21 protein-coding genes are annotated in these 23,679 nt (G+C 68.1%); 13 read left to right on the top strand and 8 right to left on the bottom strand.

What is annotated here, in order from left to right:
- The first annotated feature begins 34 nt into the window (after window positions 1–34).
- From ACXJKM_RS03145 to ubiM, 5 genes are all read left to right on the top strand, one after another.
- Window positions 35–1,012: a S1C family serine protease gene (locus tag ACXJKM_RS03145; protein ID WP_457350173.1), complete on the top strand. Its 978-nt coding sequence runs from the start codon at window positions 35–37 to the stop codon at window positions 1,010–1,012.
- Window positions 1,013–1,047: 35 nt separating this feature from the next.
- Complete coding sequence (locus ACXJKM_RS03140) at window positions 1,048–1,629, top strand: GNAT family N-acetyltransferase (protein WP_457350171.1); 582 nt, start codon at window positions 1,048–1,050, stop codon at window positions 1,627–1,629.
- A 42-nt stretch (window positions 1,630–1,671) separates the two neighbouring features.
- Window positions 1,672–3,450 carry an ABC transporter ATP-binding protein gene (locus ACXJKM_RS03135; RefSeq protein WP_457350169.1) on the top strand — a complete coding sequence of 593 codons (1,779 nt, stop codon included), beginning with the start codon at window positions 1,672–1,674 and terminating at the stop codon, window positions 3,448–3,450.
- A gap of 171 nt (window positions 3,451–3,621) precedes the next feature.
- On the top strand, window positions 3,622–5,391 hold the full coding sequence (locus tag ACXJKM_RS03130; protein WP_457350167.1) for an ABC transporter ATP-binding protein: 1,770 nt from the start codon (window positions 3,622–3,624) through the stop codon (window positions 5,389–5,391).
- 46 nt (window positions 5,392–5,437) lie between these two features.
- Window positions 5,438–6,595, top strand: a complete 1,158-nt coding sequence (ubiM, locus tag ACXJKM_RS03125) for a 5-demethoxyubiquinol-8 5-hydroxylase UbiM (protein ID WP_457350165.1) — start codon at window positions 5,438–5,440, stop codon at window positions 6,593–6,595.
- Here the strand turns inward: ubiM and ACXJKM_RS03120 are convergent.
- A complete protein-coding gene (locus ACXJKM_RS03120) occupies window positions 6,592–7,833 on the bottom strand; it encodes a patatin-like phospholipase family protein (RefSeq protein ID WP_457350163.1) in 1,242 nt (413 codons plus the stop codon). The genes ubiM and ACXJKM_RS03120 overlap by 4 nt on opposite strands.
- A gap of 22 nt (window positions 7,834–7,855) precedes the next feature.
- On the bottom strand, window positions 7,856–8,563 hold the full coding sequence (locus ACXJKM_RS03115; protein ID WP_457350161.1) for a phasin family protein: 708 nt from the start codon (window positions 8,561–8,563) through the stop codon (window positions 7,856–7,858).
- A 205-nt stretch (window positions 8,564–8,768) separates the two neighbouring features.
- Between ACXJKM_RS03115 and ACXJKM_RS03110 the strand changes: the two genes are divergently transcribed.
- The 5 genes from ACXJKM_RS03110 to ACXJKM_RS03090 are packed head-to-tail and all read left to right on the top strand — an operon-like array spanning window position 8,769 to window position 17,099.
- Window positions 8,769–10,763, top strand: a complete 1,995-nt coding sequence (locus tag ACXJKM_RS03110; RefSeq protein WP_457350159.1) for an SDR family oxidoreductase — start codon at window positions 8,769–8,771, stop codon at window positions 10,761–10,763.
- A gap of 55 nt (window positions 10,764–10,818) precedes the next feature.
- Window positions 10,819–14,505 (top strand): M48 family metalloprotease, encoded by a 3,687-nt coding sequence (locus tag ACXJKM_RS03105; RefSeq protein WP_457350157.1) that lies wholly within the window; start codon window positions 10,819–10,821, stop codon window positions 14,503–14,505.
- A 58-nt stretch (window positions 14,506–14,563) separates the two neighbouring features.
- Window positions 14,564–15,109, top strand: a complete 546-nt coding sequence (locus ACXJKM_RS03100) for a GNAT family N-acetyltransferase (RefSeq protein WP_056203007.1) — start codon at window positions 14,564–14,566, stop codon at window positions 15,107–15,109.
- Entirely contained in the window at window positions 15,106–16,347 is a 1,242-nt protein-coding gene (locus ACXJKM_RS03095; protein ID WP_457350155.1) for a saccharopine dehydrogenase family protein, read from the top strand. Before ACXJKM_RS03100 ends, ACXJKM_RS03095 begins: the two co-directional genes overlap by 4 nt.
- Window positions 16,344–17,099 carry a carbon-nitrogen hydrolase family protein gene (locus ACXJKM_RS03090; RefSeq protein ID WP_457350153.1) on the top strand — a complete coding sequence of 252 codons (756 nt, stop codon included), beginning with the start codon at window positions 16,344–16,346 and terminating at the stop codon, window positions 17,097–17,099. The genes ACXJKM_RS03095 and ACXJKM_RS03090 overlap by 4 nt, the downstream gene beginning before the upstream one ends.
- Here ACXJKM_RS03090 and ACXJKM_RS03085 read toward each other — a convergent pair.
- The 6 genes from ACXJKM_RS03085 to ACXJKM_RS03060 form a co-directional block, all read right to left on the bottom strand.
- Window positions 17,096–17,683 carry a PEP-CTERM sorting domain-containing protein gene (locus ACXJKM_RS03085; RefSeq protein ID WP_457350151.1) on the bottom strand — a complete coding sequence of 196 codons (588 nt, stop codon included), beginning with the start codon at window positions 17,681–17,683 and terminating at the stop codon, window positions 17,096–17,098. The two genes, ACXJKM_RS03090 and ACXJKM_RS03085, sit on opposite strands and share 4 nt — an antisense overlap.
- A 97-nt stretch (window positions 17,684–17,780) precedes the next feature.
- Window positions 17,781–18,239, bottom strand: coding sequence for a DUF1203 domain-containing protein (locus ACXJKM_RS03080; RefSeq protein WP_457350149.1), 459 nt, complete (start codon window positions 18,237–18,239; stop codon window positions 17,781–17,783).
- Between the two features lie 73 nt (window positions 18,240–18,312).
- Entirely contained in the window at window positions 18,313–18,795 is a 483-nt protein-coding gene (locus ACXJKM_RS03075; protein ID WP_457350147.1) for a hypothetical protein, read from the bottom strand.
- Window positions 18,792–19,067, bottom strand: coding sequence for a hypothetical protein (locus ACXJKM_RS03070; RefSeq protein ID WP_457323434.1), 276 nt, complete (start codon window positions 19,065–19,067; stop codon window positions 18,792–18,794). The genes ACXJKM_RS03075 and ACXJKM_RS03070 overlap by 4 nt, the downstream gene beginning before the upstream one ends.
- A gap of 43 nt (window positions 19,068–19,110) precedes the next feature.
- On the bottom strand, window positions 19,111–19,602 hold the full coding sequence (locus tag ACXJKM_RS03065) for an outer membrane lipoprotein (RefSeq protein WP_235532079.1): 492 nt from the start codon (window positions 19,600–19,602) through the stop codon (window positions 19,111–19,113).
- Between the two features lie 126 nt (window positions 19,603–19,728).
- Complete coding sequence (locus ACXJKM_RS03060; protein WP_056203026.1) at window positions 19,729–20,286, bottom strand: HNH endonuclease; 558 nt, start codon at window positions 20,284–20,286, stop codon at window positions 19,729–19,731.
- Between the two features lie 379 nt (window positions 20,287–20,665).
- Here ACXJKM_RS03060 and ACXJKM_RS03055 point away from each other — a divergent pair, with 379 nt between their 5' ends.
- The 3 genes from ACXJKM_RS03055 to ACXJKM_RS03045 are packed head-to-tail and all read left to right on the top strand — an operon-like array spanning window position 20,666 to window position 23,665.
- Window positions 20,666–21,379 (top strand): TetR/AcrR family transcriptional regulator, encoded by a 714-nt coding sequence (locus ACXJKM_RS03055; protein ID WP_457350410.1) that lies wholly within the window; start codon window positions 20,666–20,668, stop codon window positions 21,377–21,379.
- Window positions 21,380–21,419: 40 nt separating this feature from the next.
- Complete coding sequence (locus tag ACXJKM_RS03050; RefSeq protein ID WP_056203030.1) at window positions 21,420–23,210, top strand: acyl-CoA dehydrogenase C-terminal domain-containing protein; 1,791 nt, start codon at window positions 21,420–21,422, stop codon at window positions 23,208–23,210.
- A gap of 29 nt (window positions 23,211–23,239) precedes the next feature.
- Window positions 23,240–23,665: a DUF2147 domain-containing protein gene (locus ACXJKM_RS03045; protein ID WP_056203610.1), complete on the top strand. Its 426-nt coding sequence runs from the start codon at window positions 23,240–23,242 to the stop codon at window positions 23,663–23,665.
- Window positions 23,666–23,679: the final 14 nt, after the last annotated feature.

Raw genomic sequence — 23,679 nt, 5'->3', positions numbered from 1 at the left:
ACCAAGTGACGCATGCCATGCCCATGTGACCCCTATGAATTTCATGGCCTTCATCGCCTCTGCGCTGGCATCGGTACTGGCTTTCTCCGCCCATGCGGATGAGCCTTCGAGAGCAATGCCCACACCAGTTCACCGATCTCTGGAGGCGGTCGTCAGCATCACTGTGGCGACGCAGCGGGAACTCCTGATGCCCTCGGTCGGTTCGGGCATGGTCATTCGCTCCGACGGGCTGATCCTGACGTCGGCGAGCCTGTTCGAGGGTCAGGGCAACATCACCGTGGAGACTGCAGATCGGTCCAGCTACGTCGGCGAAATGGTTGGCAAAGACAAGATCAGCGGGCTTGCGCTCCTTCGCATTGCCGCAAAGGATTTGAGAACCGTCACGCTTGGCGATGACGAGCCCACCAAGCCAGGGCGCAAGGTCTGGGCGCTTGGCCGAACCTCTGCGGCTGCTGGCGGAAAGCCGTTGTTGGCAGCCGGCGCGGTCAGTGCGAGTTTGCCTATCGCCAAAGTGCCGCTGTTCGTGGAGTCGACAGTACAGCTGGTTGCTGGCATGGGCGGGGGGCCGCTGCTGGATGAGGAAAGCGGCCGCGTCATTGGCGTCAATGGGCTGCTATGGGCGCCGCCCAAAGGCCAGGCCATCGCGCTGTCGGTTCCGGTCGCTGCTTTCAAGCGCATCGAAGCGCAGCTGCTGTCTGTGGGCAGAGTTCGCTATGGATCGATTGGCGTGACGTCGACGACGCTCACTGCGCAGCAGGCTGCAGGCGCCGGGCTGCCACGTGGCGGGGCGCTCGTGCGCACCGTCAGGAAGACCGCAGGCGAGCCGCCGCCACTGCTGGAGGTGGGCGATCTGGTGTTGATGTTCGACGGCAAGCCGGTCGATGACATGATGGATCTCGCATCGGCCGTTCGATCCGCCGAGCCCGGGACGACCAAAGCCATCAGCGTTCTTCGTCGAGGTACCGTGCACCACCTCGACGTGCCCGTCGTGGAAATGCCTGCGCGGGATTAGAGGCTGCGGATGGCTGATGGGATACGGAGATGAAGATGTCTTGGCCTGGCTCACCCATCGATGGCCTCACGGCCATCGAACTGACGTCGTCGCACACCCCGGCGCTGGCGCGCTTCTTCGCGGCCAACCCTGCGTACTTTCTCGCCGTGCAGGGCGAACCTGCCCGGCCCGGTGATGCACGCGAGGAGATCGAGGAGGCGCTGCCAGAAGGCATTCCGCATACGAGGAAATGGGTCATCGGCTATGTCCGCCCAGACGGCGAGATCGTCGCGATGGCCAACTTGGTCTCGGACATTTTTGCGCCGTCTGTCTGGAACGTCAGCACCTTCATCGTCGAGACCGCTCGCCATGGCTCGGGCGATGCGCGGCGCCTGTACGACAGCATCGAAGCCTGGGCAATTCGGTCGGGCGCTCGCTGGCTGCGGCTGGGCGTGGTGATCGGCAACACCAGGGCCGAGCGCTTCTGGGCCTCGATGGGCTATGCCGAAACCCAGGTTCGCAGCGGCTTCCACATCGGAGATCAGGTCAACGAACTCCGTGTCATGTTCAAGCCCCTGGCAGGAGGCTCCCTGGCGGAATACCTGGCATCGGTACCGCGAGACCGACCGGCACCCTAACCTTCAAAGGGAGTGCCGCTGCGGCGACACTCCGAACCCTGCATGTCCGTTCCCGTCGCTTCTTCGCCTTCCAGCCTGTCCCGCATGCTCGCCGCCTTCGTGCGTGAGCACTGGCGCGCCTATGCGGCCGCAGGCGTGATGCTCACCTGCATCGCCGCATTGACCGTCTGGATCCCCCGTCAGGTCGGCCATGTCGTCGACGACCTCGTCGCCGGCGGCCTGAAGGGTGATTCGCTGCTGAAACAACTCGGCCTGCTCGTGCTGGCTGGGCTCGTCATCTACCTGCTGCGCGCCGGCTGGCGGCTGACCCTCTTCAAAGCGTCCTTCCAGCTTGGTGCACGACTGCGCACGCGGCTCTACGCGCGCCTTGCGCTGCAAGGCCCCGCCTACTTCCAGTCTCAACGCACCGGCGACCTGATGGCGCTGGCGACCAATGACATCGACACCGTCGAGCAGGCCGCCGGCGAGGCGATGCTGGCGGGCTTTGATGGCACGCAGACGCTGGTGCTGGTGCTCGCGATGATGACGATCGGCATCGACTGGCGCCTGGGCCTCGCGGCCCTCGTGCCCTTTCCGTTGATGGCGCTGGCTTTCTGGTGGATCTCCAACCATCTGCACCAGGCCGCGCAGGACTCACTGGGCGCCTTCAGTGGCCTGAACCACCAGGTGCAGGAAAGCCTGTCCGGCGTGCGCACAGTGCGCGCCCTGGGCCTCGTCGCGCGCAGTGAGGCGCAGTTCACCGAGCTGGCCGAGAAGGCGGCCGAGGCGAGCTTTCGCTCGCAGCGCTGGGAGGCTGCCTACGAGCCCGCCGTCGGCATGACGCTGTCCGCCGCGTTCGCCATCGCGCTGGCCGTGGGCGGCTGGCTGGTGGCGCGCGGCGAGATCAGCATCGGTCAGCTGACGGCCTTCACGATGTACCTCGGCCAGTTGATCTGGCCAATGTTCGCGGCGGGTTGGGTACTGGCATTGCTGGAGCGCGGCCGCGCGGCCTGGACGCGGCTGGCGCCGGTGCTGGACGCGCCGCTGACACTGACCGATGAGGGCAGGGCGGCGATGCCGGCCCACGCCGAACTGCGCGCCGACGGGCTGACCTTCAGCTTCCCCGGCGCCAAACGGCCGGCGTTGGAAGGCGTGGACCTGGCACTCGCACCGGGCAAGACGCTGGGCGTCGTCGGCGCGACCGGTGCGGGCAAATCCACTTTCGTGCGCTTGCTGCTGCGCCAGTCCGAGCCGGACGCGGGCCGGCTGACGCTGGGTGGTGTCGCATTGCCAGAACTGCCGCTCGCTACGCTGCGCGCCCACATCGCCTGGGTGCCGCAGGAGCCGTTTTTGTTCTCGGCCTCGGTGGCTGACAACATCGCGCTGGCCAAGCCCGGCGCAACGCGCGAAGAGATCGAGGCTGCAGCACGCCTGGCTTCGGTGCACGACGACGTCGCGCGGCTCCCCGAAGGCTATGCGACCGAGGTCGGTGAGCGCGGCGTGACGCTGTCGGGTGGCCAGCGCCAGCGCGTCGCCATTGCACGGGCGCTATTGAGCGATGCACCGTTGCTGGTGCTGGACGACGCGCTGTCCGCCGTCGACACCGGCACCGAGACCGACATCCTCGACCACCTGCGCGAGCTGCGTGCCGCGCGGCCTGATCGCAGCGTCATCGTCATTGCGCATCGACTCTCGGCCGTGATGGATGCCGACGAAGTCATCGTGCTCAAGCAGGGCCATGTCATCGAGCGCGGGACGCATCAACAGTTGCTGGAGTTGGGCGGCTGGTATGCCGCTCAGTGGCGCTATCAACAGATCGAGGCCAGCCTTGAAGCCGCTTGAAATGGAGCCCCTCGCCCAATCTTGCCTGGCTGAACGCAGGCGAGCCTGGTCGATCCCCCGAGGGGATGGCGATGCTCGCGTCATCGAGCCGCGAGCACATCGCCAGTGCGGGCCGGCTTGGGAGCGGCCCTGCGCTCGGCCCGAAATGCAATGCGCGGTGGAGCGCCCTAAATGAAGAAAGAGACACCGTGGAAGAGCGTCGGTTTGCTGCTCGATGCGGCCAAGCCTGAAAAGCCGCACCTGATCCAGGGCGGCATCTGGCTCGTCCTTGCCGCCGGCCTGGAGGTGCTCGGCCCCATCCTCGGCAAGCGCTACATCGACCACCACCTGCTGCCGCGCCAGTTCGACATCACCGAGATGGCCACGCTGCTGGCGCTGATGCTGCTGACCGGCTGGGCCGCGAGCTGGATCCGCTACGCCCAGCTGTCGCGCATGGCCGGTGTCGCGCGCCGCTCGGTGCTGCGGCTGCGCGAGCGGGTCTATGCGCATGTGCTGGCGCTACCCATGGCCTTCTTCGACAAGGCCATCACCGGCCAGCTCGTCAGCCGCGTGACCAACGACACCGAGGCGGTGAACCAGCTCTACCGCCAGGTGCTGTACGTGATGCTGGACTCGACCATCGTCGTCTTCGGCTCGCTGGTGGCGATGGCCTTTCTCGACTGGCGGTTGATGCTCATCGTCGCGACGCTGGTGCCGGCCATGGTGGTCATCATCCTGGGCTACCAGAAGCTGTCGGCGCCGGCCGTGGCGCGTACGCGCCAGCTGCGCAGCGACATCAACGCGCAGATGGCCGAGAGCATGGCCGGCATGGCGGTGCTGCAGGCCAGCGGTGCGGCCGGGCGCTTTGGCGCGCGCTTCGAGACGACGAATGCCGAGCACCGCCTGTCGCGCATCGCCGAGCTGCGCGCCAACGCCTGGCTGCTGCGCCCGGCGCTGGACCTGATGAACGTGCTGCTGCTCGTCACCGTCATCTACAGCTTCGGGCGGCGAGAGATGTCGGGGCTGGAGGTGGGCCTGCTGTACGCCTTCCTCAGCTACATCGCCCGGGTGGTGGAGCCGCTGATCCAGATCACCATGCAGTTCGGCCAGCTGCAGCAGGCCATGGTGGCGGCGTCGCGCGTGCGCACGCTGCTGGAGGAGGATGAGCACCGCGGCCCGGCCCAGGACGGCCGCGGGATTGCCCAGGGCAGCATCCGCATCGAGGGGCTGAGCTTCGGCTACGACCCTGCAAGGCCGGTGCTGCATGGCATCGATGTGGACATCCCGGCCGGCAGCTTCGTCGGTATCGTCGGCCACACCGGCAGCGGCAAGAGCACGCTGCTGTCGCTGCTGCTGCGCTTCTACACGGCGCAGGCCGGCCGCATCACGGTGGACGGCCAGTCGCTGGCCAGCGTGCCGGACGCGGCCTTTCGCGACGCCGTGGGCCTGGTGCCGCAGGAGCCCTATCTGATGTCGGCCAGCGTGCGCGACAACATCGCGATGGGCCGGCCGGGCATCAGCGAGGACGACATCCAGGACGCGGCCATCGCGGCCCGCGCGCACGACTTCATCACGGCCTTGCCGCAGGGCTATGACACCAAGCTGGGCGAGGGTGGCGCGCGCGTGTCGACCGGGCAGAAGCAGTTGCTGGCGATGGCGCGGGCGCTGGCCGGCTCGCCGCGCATCCTGTTCCTGGACGAGGCGACCAGCAATATCGACAGCGCCACCGAGCAGCGTGTCGGTGAGGCACTGACGGCGCTGCGTGGGCGCGTGACGGTGGTGGCCATTGCGCACCGGCTGTCGACCATCCGCGCCGCCGACCAGATCCTCGTGCTCAACCACGGACACCTGCAGGAGCGTGGTTCGCACGAGGCGCTGATGGCGATCGAAGGCGGCTTGTACCGCCGCCTGGTCGAACTGCAGACGCTGGAAGAACCCGACGCCGAAGCCGAGACCGTCTGACCTGCGTCAAGGCGCCGTTGCGCTCCGCGGCCTAGGCTGCGCGACCATGAATGAACTCGTCCGCACTTCGCCGCAAGTCCTGATCTGCGGCGCCGGCCCGGCCGGCCTGGCGCTGGCCTGCGCGCTGCACGACCGCGGCCTGGCCGTGCGCGTGCTGGAGCAGGCCGATGCGGCCGTGCTGGCGAGTCCCTGTGACGATGGCCGCGAGATCGCACTCACCCACCGCTCGCGCCGCGCGCTGGAGAACCTGGGTTTGTGGGAGCGCCTGAGCGACATCGCGCCGCTGCGCCGCGCCAGTGTGTGCTCCAGCGGCTCGCGCACGGCACTGCCTTTCGAGTCAAGTGGGCAGGATCTCGGCTGGCTGGTGGCCAACCACCGCATCCGCGCCGCGGCCTGGGCCGGCGCGCAGCAGCGCGGCATCGAGGTGCTCTGCGGCCGCACGGTCGTCGGCCTTTGCCGCGAGGGCGAGATGGCCACCGTGGACACGCGTTGCGGTGAGCGCCACCTGGCACCGCTGGTCGTCGCGGCCGACAGCCGTTTTTCGCCGCTGCGCCGCCTGGCCGGCATCGGCGCCCGCCATCACGACTTCGGCCGCAGCGCGCTGCTCGTACCGCTCGCGCACGAGCGCGACCATGAAGGCGTGGCGCAGGAATGTTTTCTGCAAGGCCACACGCTGGCCTTGCTGCCCAAGACAGGGCGGCGCTGCTCGGCGGTGTGGACGGTGGCGAATACCGAGCTGCCGCGCCTGGCGGCGATGGATGAGGCGCAGCTGGCCGCCGCCATTGAAGCCGCCGCCGAGGGCCGGCTGGGGCCGATGCGCGTCGACGGTGCCCGCCATGTCTATCCGTTGGTGGCTGTGTGGGCCGAGCGTTTCGTCGCGCCGCGCCTGGCGCTCATCGGCGACGCGGCGGTGGGCATGCACCCGGTCACCGCGCATGGCTACAACCTGGGGCTCTACGGCATCGAAGCGTTGGCGCAGCGGCTGGATGCGGCCCGCGATCCGGGCGAGATGAGCGCGCTGCTGGCCTATGAGGCGGAGCACCGCCGTGTGGCGGGGCCGCTGTATGCCGGCACGAATGCGCTGGTGCGCTTCTTCACGGACGACCGCGCGCCGGTGTTGGCGCTGCGCCGCGCCGTCATCGACATCGCCCGCCATCTGCCGCCGCTGCGCGCGGCAATCACGCGCCGGCTGGTGGACGCCTAGCGGCCCTGCGCTTCCAGCACGCTCAAGGACCCGCGCAGCGAACGCAGCGCCTGTTCCATCGGCGTCTCGCCCGGTGCGGGCAGCAGGCGCGCCTCGCGGCTGGCCAGCACATCCTCGCGCAACGCCAGGCCGGCGCGCGCGAACTGTGGCTTCAGCACCGCCGCGCGTTCGCGCAGCAGTTCGCGCGTGGCCTGGTAGGCGTGTTCGGCGAGGTGGCGGCGCTGGCTGTAGCTGAAGGTGTTGGCCATGAAGAGCTCGGCGTCGCGCGGGTCGGGCTCGAACAGCAGGATGTCGGTCTGCGGATGCGTCAGCTCATAGCCCTTGAGGCCGAGGGCCAGGCGCGAATGGATCAGCGAGCGGAAGGTCTGCGACAGCACCAGCGGCAGGCCGCCGTCCACCAGGCGGTGGATGCGCGGCTGCAGCGCGCGCAGGGCCGGGCGGCCGAGCTTGCTGGCGAGCTTCTTTGCACGGCGCGAGCGCGCATCGCGTGGCGACAGGCGGTTGCTCTCGTAGGGCACGAGCGGGTTCAGGCAGATCAGCAGGTCCAGGCCGCGGTCCAGCAGCACGGAAGCGTGCAGCGTCTTCTTCAACGCGCCGTCCACGTAATGCCGGCCGTCGATCTCGACCGGCGGGAACAGCCCCGGCAGCGCCGCGCTGGCCTGCACGGCCTGCGAGATGGGCACATGGTCCCAGCCCTCGGCACCGAAGGGAATGGCTTCGCCGGTATCCAGGTCGGTGGCCACCAGCACGAGGCGGTGGCGTAGGTCGCGGAAGTCGTTGCTACGGCCGGGCTCGGCGAAAACCTGGGTCAGCGCCTCGCCAAACCGTGCGCTGCTCAGCAGGCCGGTGGGCAGCACGCGGCCCAGGCGCTCGATGGCGCCGAGCAGGGAGCGGCCTTCCAGCAGCACCTCGCGGGCGGCGTCGGCCAGCAGGCCGGGCAGCAGGCGCAGGCGTTCGCCGAACTCGGTCCAGGCGGGCTGCAGCAGCTCGGCGGGGTCGAAGCGGTCGGGGGCCTCGGCGGTGTTCTCTATGAAGGCGGCGCAGAGCTGGCGCGGCGTCATGCCATTGGCCAGGCCGGCGGCGATGAAGCCGCCCGCGCTGACGCCGATATAGCCGTCGCAGGCGGTGAAGTCGAGGCCGGCAACGGCCTCCTCCAAAGCACAAAGGGCGCCAACTTCATAGATGGCGCCCAGTGGGCCTCCGCCTGCCAGGGCCAACCCAATCCTTGGTTGGCTCATGGTCGGAGAGAGCTAGCTTTGCTTAGGCTTGAGCGGCTTGCTCGGCGGCCGGAGCGGCAGCCTTCTTGGCAGCCGGGGCGCGCTTGGCCGGAGCGGCCTTCTTCGCCGGGGCGGCAGCCTTCTTGGCGGGAGCGGCAACCTTCTTGGCCACAGCCTTGACGGCGGCCTTCACCGGAGCGGCCTTCTTGGCAACAGCCTTCTTGGCGGGCGCAGCCTTGGCGACGACGGCCTTCTTCACGGCAGCAGCCTTCTTGACGACGGCCTTCTTGGCCTTGGCAGCGGGCGAAGCCTTCTTCAGGCCGGCCGACACGGCCAGGTCGTCGATGCGCTTGATCAGGCTCTGCACGTCGCTGGCGGACGGCACGTTCAGGGTCTTCAGCGCCTTGGCGACGCGTTGCTCGAAGATGCTTTCCAGCTTGTCCCAGTGCTGGCCGGCCTTGGCGCCGACATCACCGGCCATGCCGCTGACTTTGGTGGCCACGGCGCTGAGCTTCTCCTCAGCGGCGGATTGGGTCTTCTTCTGCAATTTGAGTCCTTCCGAAACGAGGGCCTCGAAAACCTTGCCGCCTTCGCCCTGGGCCTTGGCGAAAGAGGCCAGACCGGCGGCCCAGATCTGCTGGGCGCTGTCCTTGACATTCTTGGCCATGTCGCCATCGAGCAGGCCAGCCGGGAAGCCGGTGGCGGCCGAGGCCTTCTTCTTGTCTGCCATCTTTTGAAGCTTCTTGACCATTTGGGTGTCCTTGCGAGTTAGCGCGGTTTGTTGGGATCAGCCGGCGGGACTGTAGCGGCGCGATCCCCCTTCAGCACGGCCATTCCTAGTGAGTGCGCTCTACGATGGCGAAGGCCGTTTCCTGGGGAAAGTGCCCAGCGGGCGGCCGCAAACCCTGGTCAAGAATCAGCGCGACAACGTCCAAATCCACAAGCAGGAGACCCGCATGCAGTATTTCGTCACCGGCGCCACAGGCTTCATCGGCAAGCGGCTCGTCAAGAAGCTGCTGGCTCGCCGCGGCAGCACGGTCCATTTCCTGATGCGCGAGGAGAGTGCGGCCAAGCTGCCCGACCTGCTCGCCTACTGGGGCGTCAGCAAGACCCGCGCGATCCCCGTCTACGGCGACCTGACGAGCAAGAAGCTCGGCGTGGCCAGCGACGCCGTCAAGAGCCTGAAGGGCAAGATCGATCACCTTTACCACCTGGCCGCGGTCTACGACCTCGGCGCCGACGAGGAGTCGCAGGTCGCGGTGAACATCGAGGGCACCCGCAGCATGGTCGAGTTCGCGCAGGCGATCGACGCCGGCCATGTGCATCACGTCAGCTCGATTGCGGCGGCAGGCCTGTACGAGGGCGTGTTCCGCGAGGACATGTTCGAGGAGGCCGAGAACCTCGATCACCCCTACTTCATGACCAAGCACGAGAGCGAGAAGATCGTGCGCAAGGAGTGCAAGCGGCCCTGGACGGTCTACCGCCCGGCGCTGGTGGTCGGTGATTCCAAGTCCGGCGAGATGGACAAGATCGACGGGCCTTACTACTTCTTCAAGCTGATCCAGCGCATGCGCCAGATCCTGCCGCCGTGGCTGCCCAGCGTCGGCCTGGAGGGGGGACGCATCAACATCGTGCCGGTGGACTTCGTCGTCGACGCGCTCGACCACATCTCGCACAAGGTCACCAAGGCCCACGGCTGCTACCACCTCGTCGACCCCAAGGGCTACCGCGTCGGCGATGTGCTGGACATCTTCAGCAAGGCCGCGCACGCGCCCAAGATGAACCTGTTCATCAACGCCGCGTTGATGGGCTTCATTCCCAAGAGCGTCAAGAAGGGCCTGATGGCGCTGGCGCCGGTGCGCCGCATCAAGAACGCGGTCATGAAGGATCTCGGCATCCCCGAGGACATGCTGACCTTCGTCAACTACCCGACCCGCTTCGACTGCCGCGACACCGAGGCCGCGCTGAAGGGCTCGGGCATCGCCTGCCCCGACCTGAACGACTACGCCTGGCGGCTGTGGGACTACTGGGAGCGTCATCTCGACCCGGCCCTGTTCATCGACCGTTCGCTGCGCGGCGCCACCGGTGGCAAGGTGGTGCTGGTGACGGGCGGCTCGTCGGGCATCGGCCTCGCCGCGGCCATCAAGTTCGCCGAGGCCGGCGCCATCACGCTGATCTGCGCGCGCGACGAGGTCAAGCTGGCCGAAGCGGTCAAGGAGATCAAGGCCGCGGCGGGCAAGGACGCGCAGATCCACAGCTACGCCTGCGACATCGCCGACGAGGCTGGCTGCGCCGGGCTGATCCAGTGGTGCACCGAAGAGTTCGGTGGCGTCGACTTCCTGATCAACAACGCGGGCCGCTCCATCCGCCGCGCCATCGAGAGCAGCTACGACCGCTTCCACGACTTTCAGCGCACGATGGACCTGAACTACTTCGGCTGCCTGCGCGTGACCATGGGCCTGCTGCCCGGCATGGTGGCCAAGAAGAAGGGGCACGTCGTCAACATCAGCTCCATCGGCGTGCTGACGAATGCGCCGCGCTTCAGCGCCTATGTGGCCAGCAAGGCCGCGCTGGACGCCTGGACGCGCTGTGCTTCCAGCGAGTTCGCCGACACGGGCGTGACCTTCACGACGATCAACATGCCGCTGGTGCGCACGCCGATGATCGCCCCCACGGCGATCTACAAGAACGTGCCGACGCTGGCGCCCGAGGAGGCTGGCGACATGATTGCGCAGGCCTGCATCAACAAGCCGGTGCGCATCGCCACGCGCCTGGGCATCTCGGGCGAGATGCTGCACGCCGCCGCGCCGCGCATCGCGCAGATCGTCATGAACACGACCTTCCGCATGTTCCCCGACAGCTCGGCCGCCAAGGGCGACAAGTCGGGCAAGTCGGGGCTGTCGCCCGAGGCCATCGCGATGCAGCAAATGATGCGAGGGATTCACTTCTAAGCCATCGATGAGCGCCCAGGGGCCACAGAGCTCCGGCGCGTGAAGGGAGGATCTCTTGCAACACTCACACCCTGTCGGGCCGCTGCCGTCCGTCAAGCCGGCGCCTACGCCGCGCAGCTACCAACTGCGGGCCTGGGGCGCCGTGGCCTCGCTGGTCGCCTTCCTCGGCATCTATTTCGGCCTGGCCGGCTGGTTCGCCTGGACGGCGTGGCGGCTGGGCCAGAGCGCCTTCGCCGGCCGCAGCGACGGCTTCTGGGCCTTTCTGGTGGCGCTGTGCGCGGCGCTGCTGGCCGTCTTCATGCTGAAGGCGCTGTTCTTTCGCCAGCGACGCGCTGAAGACCACAGCCTCGAGATCCAGAGCACCGACCAGCCCGTGCTGTTCGTCGAGCTGAACGCCATTGCCGATGCTGTCGGCGCACCGCGCCCGCACCGTGTGCTGGTGTCGGCGCGCGTCAACGCGGCGGTGTTCTACGACCTGTCGCCGCTGAACCTGCTGTGGCCGACGAAGAAGAACCTCGAGATCGGCCTGGGCCTGGTCAATGTGCTGAACCGCAGCGAACTGCGCGCGGTGCTGGCGCACGAATTCGGCCACTTCGCGCAGCGTGCCATGGCCGTGGGCCGCTGGGTCTACGTGGCCCAGCAGATCGCTGCGCGGCTGGTGGCGCAGCGCGACATGCTGGACAACTTCCTGCAGGCCCTGAGCCGCTTCGACTTCCGCATCGCCTGGGTCGGCTGGGTGCTCAGCGTCATCGTCTGGGCCATCCGCAGCCTGGTGGACAGCGTCTTCACCGGTGTGCAGCTGCTGCAGCGCAGCCTGGGCCGCGAGATGGAGTACGGCGCCGACGCGGTGGCCGTCGCGCTGACCGGCAGCGATGCGCTGGTGCACGCCCTCTACAAGCTGCAGACGGCCGACATCGACTGGGACCGTGCCGCCGGCGTGGCGGGCGAGTTGCGGGTCAAGGAGCAATGGGTGGGCGACCTGTTCGCGCTGCAGGGAGCTATCGCCGAGCGCACCGGTCGCATGCTGGATGACGCCGACTATGGCCGGGTGCCGGTCGCACAGGGCGGCCCCAGCCGCCTGTTCGACACCGCCGACAGCGCCGTGCCGCAGATGTGGCGCACCCACCCGCTCAACCATGAGCGCGAGGCGCGCGCCAAGGCCGAGTACCGGGCCAGCGAAGTCGATGAGCGCAGTGCCTGGACGCTGTTCGAGAACGCCGCCTCGCTGCGCGAGCAGGTCACGCGCCGGCTGATCGAGGCGCCCGAGTCCGCCAAGGCCATGGATGAGGCGGCTCTGCAAGAAGCGCTGGATGAGCGCTTCGGCGGCGAACTGCTGCAGCCGCGCTACCGCGGCGCCTACCTGGGCCGCGCCCTGACCCGCCATGCGACCGAGCCCGGCCAACTGGTTGGCGACCTTCCCGAGGAGGCGGAGGGCATCCAGCGCCTTGCCGCCCTCTATCCGGCCAGCCTGGGTGAGGCCGTGCGCCGCTGGCGCCGCATCGACGCCGACAAGGAGCCGGCCGAGCATGCCGAGCTGCTGACCGAGTTGCGCCGCCACGACCAGATTGCCCGCGAGACCCATCTCGCATTGGCGCGGGCACTGGGCGACGGCAGCGAGGCGCGGCTGCGCGGCCTGCTCGCTCAGCTGCATTACGCCGAGCACACCGCCGCCAACCTGCGTGACCTGCGCGGCATGCTGGCGCACACGGTTCGCGTCGAGACCACGGGCCGGATCAGCGATGCCGGTCGCATGCGCGTGCGAGATGCCGGCGGCCGGCTGCATCACGCGCTGCAGCAGTTCTATGCCGAAGCCCCTGACGTGGTGCTGGATGAAGCCACCTGCAAGCGGCTGCAGGTCGACAGCTGGGTCGCCGCGCTGGGTGAGTTGAAGCTCGGTCCGCCCGACATCAGCCATCTGGGCGATTGGCTCGGCGTCATCGACAGCTGGATGGACCTGGCGGAACGCGCCCTCAATGGGCTGCGTGGTGCCGTGCTGGCGGAACTGCTGGCCGCGGAAAGCCGCACGGCTGCCAAGGAGCCCGCCGGCGAGGCGACGGTGCCGTCCACGCCGCGCGGCTACGCCACCCTGCTCGAAGGCGCCGAGCGCCCGCGCGACCTGCGTCCCAGCCCGTGGGCGCGCTTCCTGGCCGCACAAGGCCGCGGCGCGGCTGCGGCGCGTATCGCCGTGGCGGGCGGCATCGTCGTCGGCGTGCTCGGCTTTGGCGGTGGCTATGGCGACATCAGTGTGCAGGTGCTCAACGGCTTCGACCGCCCGGTGCGCGTGCGCGTTGGCGGAGCGGGCGCGATCACATTACCCGCCTTTGGTTCGGCGACCGTCGGCCAGGCGCCGGACGCTCATCTCCCCATCAGTGCCGAGACGGAGCAGGGTGAGCTCATCGAGCGCTTCGAGGTCGCCCTGGAGCACGGCCCGGGCCAGCCGATCTACAACGTCGCCGGCGCCGCGCCGCTGGTGGAATTGACCTACACCTATGGCCGCGACGCGGGGCAAGTGCCGCCCAGGGTGCTTGGCGCACCGCGCTGGTCGAGCAGCCAGGCCGATGTCTTCTTTGGCGATCCGCCGCAGAGCGTCTCGGTCAAGCAGGGGCAGACCGAAATCCGCCACGTGCTCTACAGCGCAGCGGATGTGGCCCCGGCCATGCAGCTCAGCCTGCTGCGCGACGACGCAGCGGCGGTCGAGCGCTTGAGCGAGCAGCATCTGCTTTGGGACCGCCGCGATTCGCCCGTGCGCTACGCCTGGTTGCGCCTGCTGCGCGGCCAGCCGGCCCACGACAAGGTGCTGGCCGCGGCTCTGTCACGCGAGCCGGCAGGCATCGAGCTGCTGCGCGAACGCATGGACACCTTGCCCGCCGACGAGAAGACGCGTTTGTGTGACGAACTCGGCGGCCGCGCGGCCGCGCCGGTAGCCGACGGCCATTCGGTCTATCTGGCCGCACGGTGCTTGCCCGAAGGTCCACTGCGTGACGCCGCGCTGCTGGCAGGCCTGGCGCGCTTCCCCCAGCACGCCTGGCTGGCCTATGGCGCGGCCAAGGCCGAAGCCGGCAATGCCAACTGGCGCGTGGCGCTGCGTGACTATGAGCTGGCGCGTGTGGAGCCCGCACTGGCGCCGTTTGCCAGCATCGAGGCCAACCGGCTGCGTCGCTTGCTTGGCGAAAAGGAGCTGGGTGTCGAGGCCGAGCGTATCGGCCCGCCGAGTCGGTTGCTGGGCGCACTCGGCTACCAGGTGCGGGCACGCGCGCTGGTCTCCGAGCCCGAGGCCTTCGCCAGGCTCGCGGCCGGAGAACCGGATAAGGCGGCCAGCGTCGACGCCGCGCCTTCTTCGCATCTACTGCGTCTGGCTGCGGCGTCCGACGGCGCCTCGGCCGACCTGCGCCGGCGTGTCGCGACCCTGCCTCCCGACGACGGCCTGGACGAGCTGACTTACTGGACGGCGCTGGCCCTGGCCGACCGCGAGGGACGGCCCGCGCCTGCGCTGCCCGCCGCGGCCATGGCCAGTGCCGGCATCGAGCCCGACCAGATCCGCAAGCTCGAAGCCTTTCGCAACGCGCTGGGCAGCACTGCCGCATTGGCCAGCGCTGAAAAGCATCTGCAAGGTTTGTTGCCCGAGCTGCGCGGCCAGGCCTACAGCATGGCCACCGTGCGCCTGGGTGGCCGCGCGCCGCCAGCTTGGCGGGAAGCCGCCAAGCGCTTGCTCCAGAGCCACGAGCGCCCCTACTTCAACTGAATCACAATGCCCCGGAGCCCGGCCTCGGCCGGGCTTTCTCATTCAAGGAACCGAGCTCATGTTGAGAGGCCAACACGTCGGCTTGCGTTATGTGACGGAAGACGATCTGCCCTGGCTCAAGCGCGCCGTGGGCGATCCGCAGGTGCGCGGGCCCTACCTCGGCTCGCGCATGATGACGCCGCATGCTGTGGACCAGCGCTGGAAGGACAACGGCTTCGCCAACGAGGACGCCGAGCGCCTGCTGATCTGTCACCTGCACGACGGCAGCGTCATCGGTGACGTGGTGCACTTCGCCGCGGCCCGCTACACGACGGCGCGCGAGATCGGCTGGACGCTGGCCGACGTCGCGATGCGCGGCCGCGGATTGGCTTCGGAGGCTGCCGCGCTGTTGGTGGACTATCTGTTCGAGAACTGGCCGGTGAACCGGCTGTCCTGCGGCATGTCGGTGCACAACCATGCGTCCCGGCGTGTGGCGGAGAAGTGCGGCTTCACGCACGAGGGCATCCAGCGCGGCGTCGTGTTTGTCGGCGGTGAGTATGTGGACTGTCATTCGCTGTCGCTGCTGCGCAGCGAGTGGATGGCGATGAAAGGCAAGGACAAGTGAGCTCCGCTGGCCACAACAACCGTGAATTCGATCTGATCGTCTTCGGTGCGACCGGCTTCACGGGCCGTCTTGTCGCGGAATACCTGCACTTGAGCGGGGCCGGTGGCGCGCGCTGGGCAATTGCCGGGCGCAGCCTGGACAAGCTGGGCAAGGTGCGCGACGAGTTGCACCTGCCGCCGTCCGTCGCGCTGCTCAAGGCCGATGCGAACGACGCTGCAGCGCTGAAGGCACTGGTGGCGCGCACGCGCTGCGTCATCACGACGGTCGGGCCTTACCAATTGCATGGCGAACCGCTGGCGACGGCCTGCGCCGAGGGCGGCACGGATTACGTCGATCTCTGCGGCGAGCCGCTGTGGATGGCGAAGATGATCGACAAGCTCACGCCACTGGCGCAGAAGAGCGGCGCGCGCATCGTCTTCTCCTGCGGCTTCGACTCCATCCCCTTCGATCTCGGCGTCGTCTACCTGCAGGCGGAGGCGCAGAAGCGCTTCGGCGCGCCGCTGCCGGAAGTGCGCGGCCGCGTCGCCCGCGTCAAGGGCACGGCCTCGGGCGGCACCTTGGCCAGCATGATGGAAACCATCGAGGCCGTGAAGCGCGAGCCGGGGCTCATCAAGGTGATGGCCAACCCGTTTGCGCTGACACCGGGTTTCAAGGGCCCGCGCCAGCCCGGCGGGCAGGCCGCGGACTTCGACGACTGGGCCGACCGCTGGAGCGGCCCCTTCTTCATGGCCACCATCAACACGAAAAACGTGCACCGCAGCAACGCGCTGCGCGGCCACCCCTGGGGCGCCGATTTCATCTACAGCGAGAAGCTGTTGACCGGCAAGCCCGGCCAGGCCGACAAGGGGCGCAAGAAGGCCATCGCGCTGGCCCGCTTCACCAAGCTGCAGAACCTGGCCCTGGGCTTCACGCCGACACGGGCCCTGCTGCGCCGCTTCGTGCTGACCCAGCCCGGCGACGGGCCGGACAAGGCGGCGCGCGAGGCCGGGCACTATGAGCTCTGGTTCACCGGCAGGTCGGCCGGCGGCGAGCTGCTGCGCGCCGTCGTCAAGGGCGACCGCGACCCCGGCTATGGCTCGACCTGCAAGCTCATCAGCGAGGCCGCCCTGTGCCTCGTGCAGGACGTGGGCCGCGACGCGACGCCCGGCGGCGTCTGGACGCCTGGCAGTGCCATGGGCCTGGCCCTGGTGCGCCGCCTGCATGAGCGCGCCCGGCTGACCTTCGAGATCGCGGCTTGACGGGCGTCCCGCGCTGGGCGGTCAGCCAGCCGCGCATGCACTGGACGCTGCAGGCCAGCCTGGCCGAGACGCTGGCCACATTGGAGGCGGCCGCAGCGGCCGGTGCCCAGGGCTGCGTCGGCACCGAGCTGGCGTTGACGGGCTTTCACCGCCGCGTGCCTGAACTGCTCGATGAACGGGCGCTGACCGATGCCGAGGCGCAACTGCGTGCGGCCTGCGCGCGGCTCGGCATCGCGGCGGCCGTGGGCGTGCCGACACTGGGCGTGGACGGCGCGGTGTTCAACAGCCATCTCTACATCGACGCCGCGGGCCGCGAGCTGGGCCGCGTGCACAAGCGCGGGCTGACCGACAGCGAGGCGACTTTCTTCGCGCGGGGTGATGAACGCGGCTGGACGGCGATCGGCGGCGTGCTGGCGACGTCGGTGCTGTGCCGCGAGACGCTGGACGGCGCAGCGCTGCTACCGGAGCTGCGTGCCGCGGCCATTGGCTCGGGGCCACGCGTGATCTTCTGGCCCAGCTACATCAGCGAATCCGACGCCGAGCAGGCGGCGCTGTGCCAAGCCTATCGTGCCGGCGCCGAGGCGCTGGCGCGCGAGCTGGGCGCCTGGGTGCTGCAGAGCAACTGGCCCGAATCGCTGAACGCACCCGAGCAGCGCGGTTTCGGGGCCAGCGTCGTCATTGCGCCGGATGGCCACTGCGTGCTGACGCTGCCGCGGGATGAAGCCGCCTTGATCGTCGTGGATCTGGCTTAGCGTCTGCGCTTGGCCAGCCAGCCGAATACGCCCAGGCCGGCCAGCAGCAGCGCGCCACTGGTGGGTTCGGGCACCGGGGCAGTCGCGCCGGTCACCGTTGCGGCATTCAACCCCCAGCCCTCGTCGCCCAGGCCCTGGAAGCCGGCACGGTCTGAACCTTCAAAGCTCGTCGGGCTGTCGATGCTGAAGACCAGTTGGTTGCTGCCCGCGGCCAACGTGACGGGGAGGCTGATCGTCAGCTGCTGGTTGACCACCGCACCGACCGTGGCGCCGTTCGGGTTGAACAGCACGCGGTCGGCGCCACCGCCGCCGAGATTCCAGGTGCCGCTGAACACTTCGCTGCCATTCAACGTCACGCGCAGGATGTCGATATAGCCGTTGTCGCCGTCCAGCGTGGCGTAGCCGGCCAGCGTGAAGTCGATCAGGCCGGCGCCGGCGCCAGCGGCGAAATTGGCGGTCACCGAGACCGTGGTGTCCAACATGGCCGTCGGCGCGGGCAAGGTGTACAGCGTGGCGGCCCAGGCGGGCGCGACCGTCAGCAAGGCGGCGGCAGCGAGCAGCGGCAGGCGGGGCATCGAAGTCATCGCGCGTCTCCAGTGGGGTTCGGCGCAATCTATCCGCCGCCGATCCGCGCCGTGGGCTTCGAACTTGGGGGTGTCCCCCGACTCGGGGGGAGCGGGATCAGGTGCGCCGGATCAGCGCCGCATAGCAGCCGCGTCGTGCGAAATGGGCGTGGATGTAGTCCACCTCGGGCTGGGCCAGCAGGCGCTCGATGAGGCCTTCGATGGCTGCGCCGTCGACGACGTCCGCATCGACCATCAGGCCTGCTGCATCGAAGGCGCGCAGTGACAGCAGGCGGCTGCGCAATGCGTCGGGCACGGTGTCGATGGCGTCGAAAGCTTCTCTGGCCTGTTCGCGCACGTAGATGGCGTGGCGGGAGCGGTAGGGCGTGTCGGCAGGCTGGTGCTCGTGGTTGATGAGCAGCACGGACTCATCCTCAGTGGTGTCGCGCAGTTCGACGCGGTCGGGCAGGCCCGCGCCGCGATGGCGCAGCGCACCGTGGTCGGCCAGCGCTGCGTCGCTCAGGCCGAAGAGGTGCTGGAAGGGTTGGGCGGACAGCCCGGTGATGCGAAAGGACATGACGTGCTCCGTGGAAGGGGATGCACGTCATTCTTCAGACACGGCCGGGCCGCGTCTGGCCGCAATCGGACCTTCAATCTCGCCCGGCAGGGCGCTCGTAGCCGTTGTCCACCCAGGCTTCGGCGGACGCCTGGCTGAGCTTGAAGCCGGCTGCGACCTTGACCTGCGCCAGGCGCTCGCCGGCGGCATCAAAGGCTGCCAGCCAGGCATAGGGGTCGTCCTCGGCGGGCACGATCTCCAGCGTGATCTTCAGCCAGTTGCCATCGCGCGCCACATAGAGCGCCTTGTTCAGCTGGGCGTGCAGTTGCTGCTCATGGCGGCGGAGGACCTCGGAGGCCGTCTTCACCAGCGTGTTGAAGGCGTTGACGTCCAGTGGCTTGGGATTCTTCTTGTCGCGCCCCATGGTCCAGGGGCCGACCAGGGCCGGCTCGCTTTCGCCGGCCTTGAACATCGCGACAGCCCAGCCTTCGTCGTCTTCGTTCTTGATGACCTGGGCCGTCCAGCCGTTGTCGCGCCACAGGCGCGCCTCGAAGACGGGTTCGTCCAGATCAGTCATGCCTTCAATCCCTTGGCCAGCAGCTCGGCGACGAGCGCGTTGATGCCGCCTTCACGGCCGGTGGCGCGTTCGCGCAACTGCTCGGTCAGTTCAGCAGGCAACTTGCAGGCAAAGGGAACGAGGCCGGCGGCGGCGTCCAGCTTGCGCTGGGCCTTGCGGTCAGGCAGGGCGGCAGCGGCCTGGCCGAAGCGGCCGGGGGCCGCCTTGCCGCGCATCGCGCTGTCCAGCTTCAGGCCGGCGAGCCGTTCAAGATCGGTTTTCTTCATGCTCATGGGCCGGATTGTCCCCCCTTGGAGACAAGCCGGCCTGTGAGCGTCAGCCGTTGGTGGCCGGAGCGGCCGGCACGACGGCCGGGGCGCGCTGCACGCGGGTCTTGCCGCCGGTCGTCACGAGGACAACGGGGTCACCGCTGTTGAAGGCTTCGGCGCCCTTGGCCTGGACGATCGCGCGGCGCTCGCCGTTGCGCAGCTGGACGATGATTTCGAGAGCATCTTCCTTGGTCGCCGAGCGCTCAATGGCGTTGCCGATAACGGCACCGGCGACGGCACCGATGACGCCAACGACCGCGCCTTCACGGCGGCCGCCGACCGAGCTGCCGGCAATCGCGCCGGTCACGCCACCGGCCACGCCGCCGACGCCGCTCTGCGAGCCGTCGACGGTGACGGGGCGGGAGGACAGCACGGTGGCGTCCTGGATCTGGGACATGCGTTGCGCGTCACCACGCTGGACCACGTCGGGGCTGGTCGTCGAGCAGGCCGAAAGCACCAGGGCCGCAGCCAGGGTGAGGGAGGTCATGAGCTTGGACATTCGAATACTCCTTGGGCAAACCGGCAGCCCAACGTCGCCAATTGTCCCGCCGTTGACGGCTCGACGCCCTCGACTACAACTCTTTACCGTTGGTGGTCAACGGGAATGACCCGCAATCGCCGTGACCTACCCATGCAGGCGCGAGCTGCGCGGCACGCTGGCCAGCAGGAACTCCATCTGGTCGGCCAGGATGCGGCGGCCGCGCAGGATCATGTCCTCGTGCAGGCTGGGCACATAGGGCAGGTAGAGCAGGCTCATGTGCGCCTCCTCCGGCATGCGGTTGCCCTTGCGGCCATTGCAGGGCCGGCAAGCGGTGATGCAGTTCATCCAGGTGTCGTAGCCGCCGCGTGACGTCGGGTGAATGTGCTCGCGTGTCAGGTCTTCGGGCAGGCAGTGGTGGCCGCAGTAGGCGCAGACGAAGCGGTCGCGCACAAACAGCTTGCTGTTGGTCAGCGCCGGCGCCTGGCGCCAGGCCCGGCTGGGAACGGCGCCACGCACGGCAATGATGGGGTGGACCTCGATGCGCGACTGGCGCCCGGAGATGCGCTGCCAGCCCCCGCGCAGCACCTGGCAGGGGTCGCCCAGCGTCCAGGCCACGCCGTCGCAGGCGTAGATCACGGCCGCTTCACGGGTCGTGATCCAGGCCTGGGGTCGGCCGGAGACATCGAGTTGGAGCACATCCACAGAAGTCAACCTCCTCCCGGAGACTACTTCAGAAGCGACCCGGCACTCAAGCGTGTGTGCATGACAGCGTGGCGGTTCTGCGCATCCGGTATTTGGGCCGAGCGCCGGGCCGCCCCTAGCCGGCCCGTCGGGCGATGTGCATGCGGCTCGATGCCGCATGCATCGCCATCCCCCCGGGGGATCGGCCGGGCACGCCCGCGTTCAGCGGCGCGAGACCGGACGAGGGGCTGGGGTTTGCACTAGGTTGTTGGCAGTATTAGGCACATCACCCTAGGAAATCGGTAGGACAAGCTGGCGCTGTCACGGGAGCGACCTGCAAAATAGAACGATCGTTCGTTTTATTCCAGGCTGGCTTCCGCCCCTTCTGCCCGTGTCCACGCTGCCCACTCCCGCCAAGAAAACCGCCCCGCTGCGCGTTGCGAAGCCGGCGCGCGTTGCGCGTTCGCTGCAAAAAGGCCAGCAGACCCGTGCCGCCATCCTCGAGGCTGCTCTCGGCCTGGCCTCGCACATGGGCCTGGAGGGCTTGTCCATCGGCGCACTGGCCGATGTGACAGCCATGAGCAAGTCGGGCGTCTTCGCCCACTTCGGCTCGCGTGAGGAACTGCAGATCGCGGTCGTCACTGAGTATCACGCCAAGTTCGAGGAAGAAGTCTTCTTCACCGCCATCCGCGAGCCGCGCGGCCTGCCGCGCCTGCGCGCGATGTTCGAGCGCTGGGTGCGCCGCGTATCCGTCGAGGTCGACTCCGGCTGCATCTACATCAGTGGCGCCGTCGAGTTCGACGACCGGCCCGGCCCGGTGCGCGATGCTCTCGTGGCCATGGTCAAGGCCTGGCATGCGGCGCTGCAAAAGGCCATCCAGCTCGCCATCAGCGAGGGCCATCTGAAAGCCGATGCCGATGTCGAGCAGATCTGCTTCGAGCTGCACGGCCTGATCCTGTCCCTGCACCACGACGCGCGCTTCATGCGCATTCCTGGCGCACTGGCGCGTGCCGGCATCGGTTTCGACCGAACCATCCTTTTCTACGCCACGCCGCTTGGCCTCGACATCGACGGCAGCCGCAAGCTTCCAAAGACCGGCGCCGCCAAGCGCTGAACCCCTTTCTTGACCCACTGACCGTTCCAGGAGTACCCCGATGCCCCAGTACACCCCGCCCATGCGTGACATGCAGTTCGTCATGCACGAGCTGTTGAACGTCGTCGACGAACTGAAGATGCTGCCCGCGCATGCAGACATCGACGCCGACACGATCAACGCGGTGCTTGAGGAGGGTGGCAAGTTCGCCGCCGAGGTGCTTGCGCCCATCAACCTCAGCGGCGACGCCGAGGGCTGCACGCTCGACAAGACCACGCACGAGGTCAAGCCGCCCAAGGGCTTCAAGGAAGCCTACAAGCAGTACGTCGAAGGCGGCTGGCCGGCACTCTCCTGCGACCCGCAGTTCGGCGGCCAGGGCCTGCCGCATCTGGTGAACCAGTTCTTCTACGAGATGCTGAACTCGGCCAACCAGGCCTGGACGATGTACCCGGGCCTCTCGCATGGCGCCTATGAAGCCCTGCATGCCCATGGCACGCCCGAGCAGCAGGCCACCTACCTGCCCAAGCTGACCAGCGGCGAATGGACCGGCACCATGTGCCTGACCGAGCCGCATTGCGGCACCGACCTCGGCATGCTGCGCAGCAAGGCCGAACCGCAGGCCGATGGCACTTACAAGATCACCGGCCAGAAGATCTTCATCTCGGCCGGCGAACACGACATGGCCGAGAACATCGTCCACCTGGTGCTGGCCCGCCTGCCGGACGCGCCCGTGGGCTCCAAGGGCATTTCGCTCTTCATCGTGCCCAAGTTCAACGTCAACGCCGACGGCTCACTGGGCAGCCGAAACGGCGTCTTCTGCGCCGGCCTGGAGCACAAGATGGGCATCCACGGCAACGCCACCGCGCAGATCGTGCTGGAAGGCGCGAACGGCACGCTGGTGGGCCAGCCCAACAAGGGCCTGGCCGCGATGTTCGTCATGATGAACGCGGCCCGCCTGGGTGTCGGCAACCAGTCCCTGGGCCTGACCGAAGTGGCCTATCAGAACGCCGTCGCCTATGCCAAGGACCGCATCCAGATGCGGGCGCTTTCCGGCCCCAAGGCCCCGGACAAGCCGGCCGATCCCATCATCGTGCACCCCGACGTGCGCAAGATGCTGCTGACGGCCCGCGCCTTTGCCGAAGGCGGCCGCATGCTGCAGGGCTATACCGTGCTGCAACTCGACAAGGCGCTCAAGAGCGGCGACGAGGACGAGCGCAAGGACGCCGAAGCCGAAGTCGCGCTGCTGACGCCCATCATCAAGGCCTTCATCACCGACAACGGCTGGCTGGCCACCTCGCATTGCATGCAGGTGTTCGGCGGCCACGGCTTCATTCACGAGTGGGGCATGGAGCAGTACGTGCGCGACGCGCGCATCAACATGATCTACGAGGGTACCAACACCATCCAGTCGCTGGACCTGCTGGGCCGCAAGGTGCTGGGCAACAACGGCGCCACGCTGAAGAAGTTCGGCAAGAAGATCGCCGCCTTCATCGAGGAAGAAGGCACCAATGAGGCCATGCAGGAGTTCGTCAACCCGCTCGCCGACCTCGGCGACAAGGTCAACAAGCTGACGCAAGAGCTGGGCATGAAGGCCTTTGGCAACCCGGATGAGGTCGGCGCCGCGGCGGTGGACTATCTGCGCGTGGTGGGCCACATGACCTTCGCCTTCTTCTTCGCGCAGGCCGCCAAGATCGCTCTGGCCAAGAAGGACAGTGGTGACCCGTTCTACACGGCCAAGCTGGCCACGGCGCGCTTCTATTTCGCGAAGCTGCTGCCCGAGACGGCGACGCTGATCCGCACCTGCCGTGCGGGCCTGGCGCCGCTGATGGAAATGGAAGAAGCTCTGTTCTGAACCGCTTGATGAACGACAAGGATGCCCCGATGAAATTCCTGTTCGCTGCTGCCCTGCTGTTGCCCGCGTTTGCGTTCGCGCAGACTTCACCCGTGGGCCTGTGGAAGACCATCGACGACGACGGCAAAACCGCGAAGTCGCTGGTCCGCATCAGCGAACAGGGGGGCACCCTCGTCGGCAGCATCGACAAGCTGCTGGACCCGAGCGCGGAGCCCAACGCGAAATGCGACAAGTGCAAGGATGACCGCAGGGACCAGCCCGTCGTCGGCCTGCAGATCATCCGCGGCGTGAAGACCGAAGGCGACGGCATCTGGGGCGGCGGCGAGATCCTCGACCCCAATAACGGCAAGACCTACCGCACCCGCTTGAAGCCGGTGGACGGTGGCAAGAAACTGGAGATGCGCGGCTACATCGGCCCCTTCTACCGCACGCAGACGTGGATTCGCGTGGAATGAAGTGGCCCCTCGCC

This window comes from Roseateles sp. P5_D6, assembly GCF_054049415.1.
This window is presented reverse-complemented; position numbering and strand designations above follow the sequence as displayed.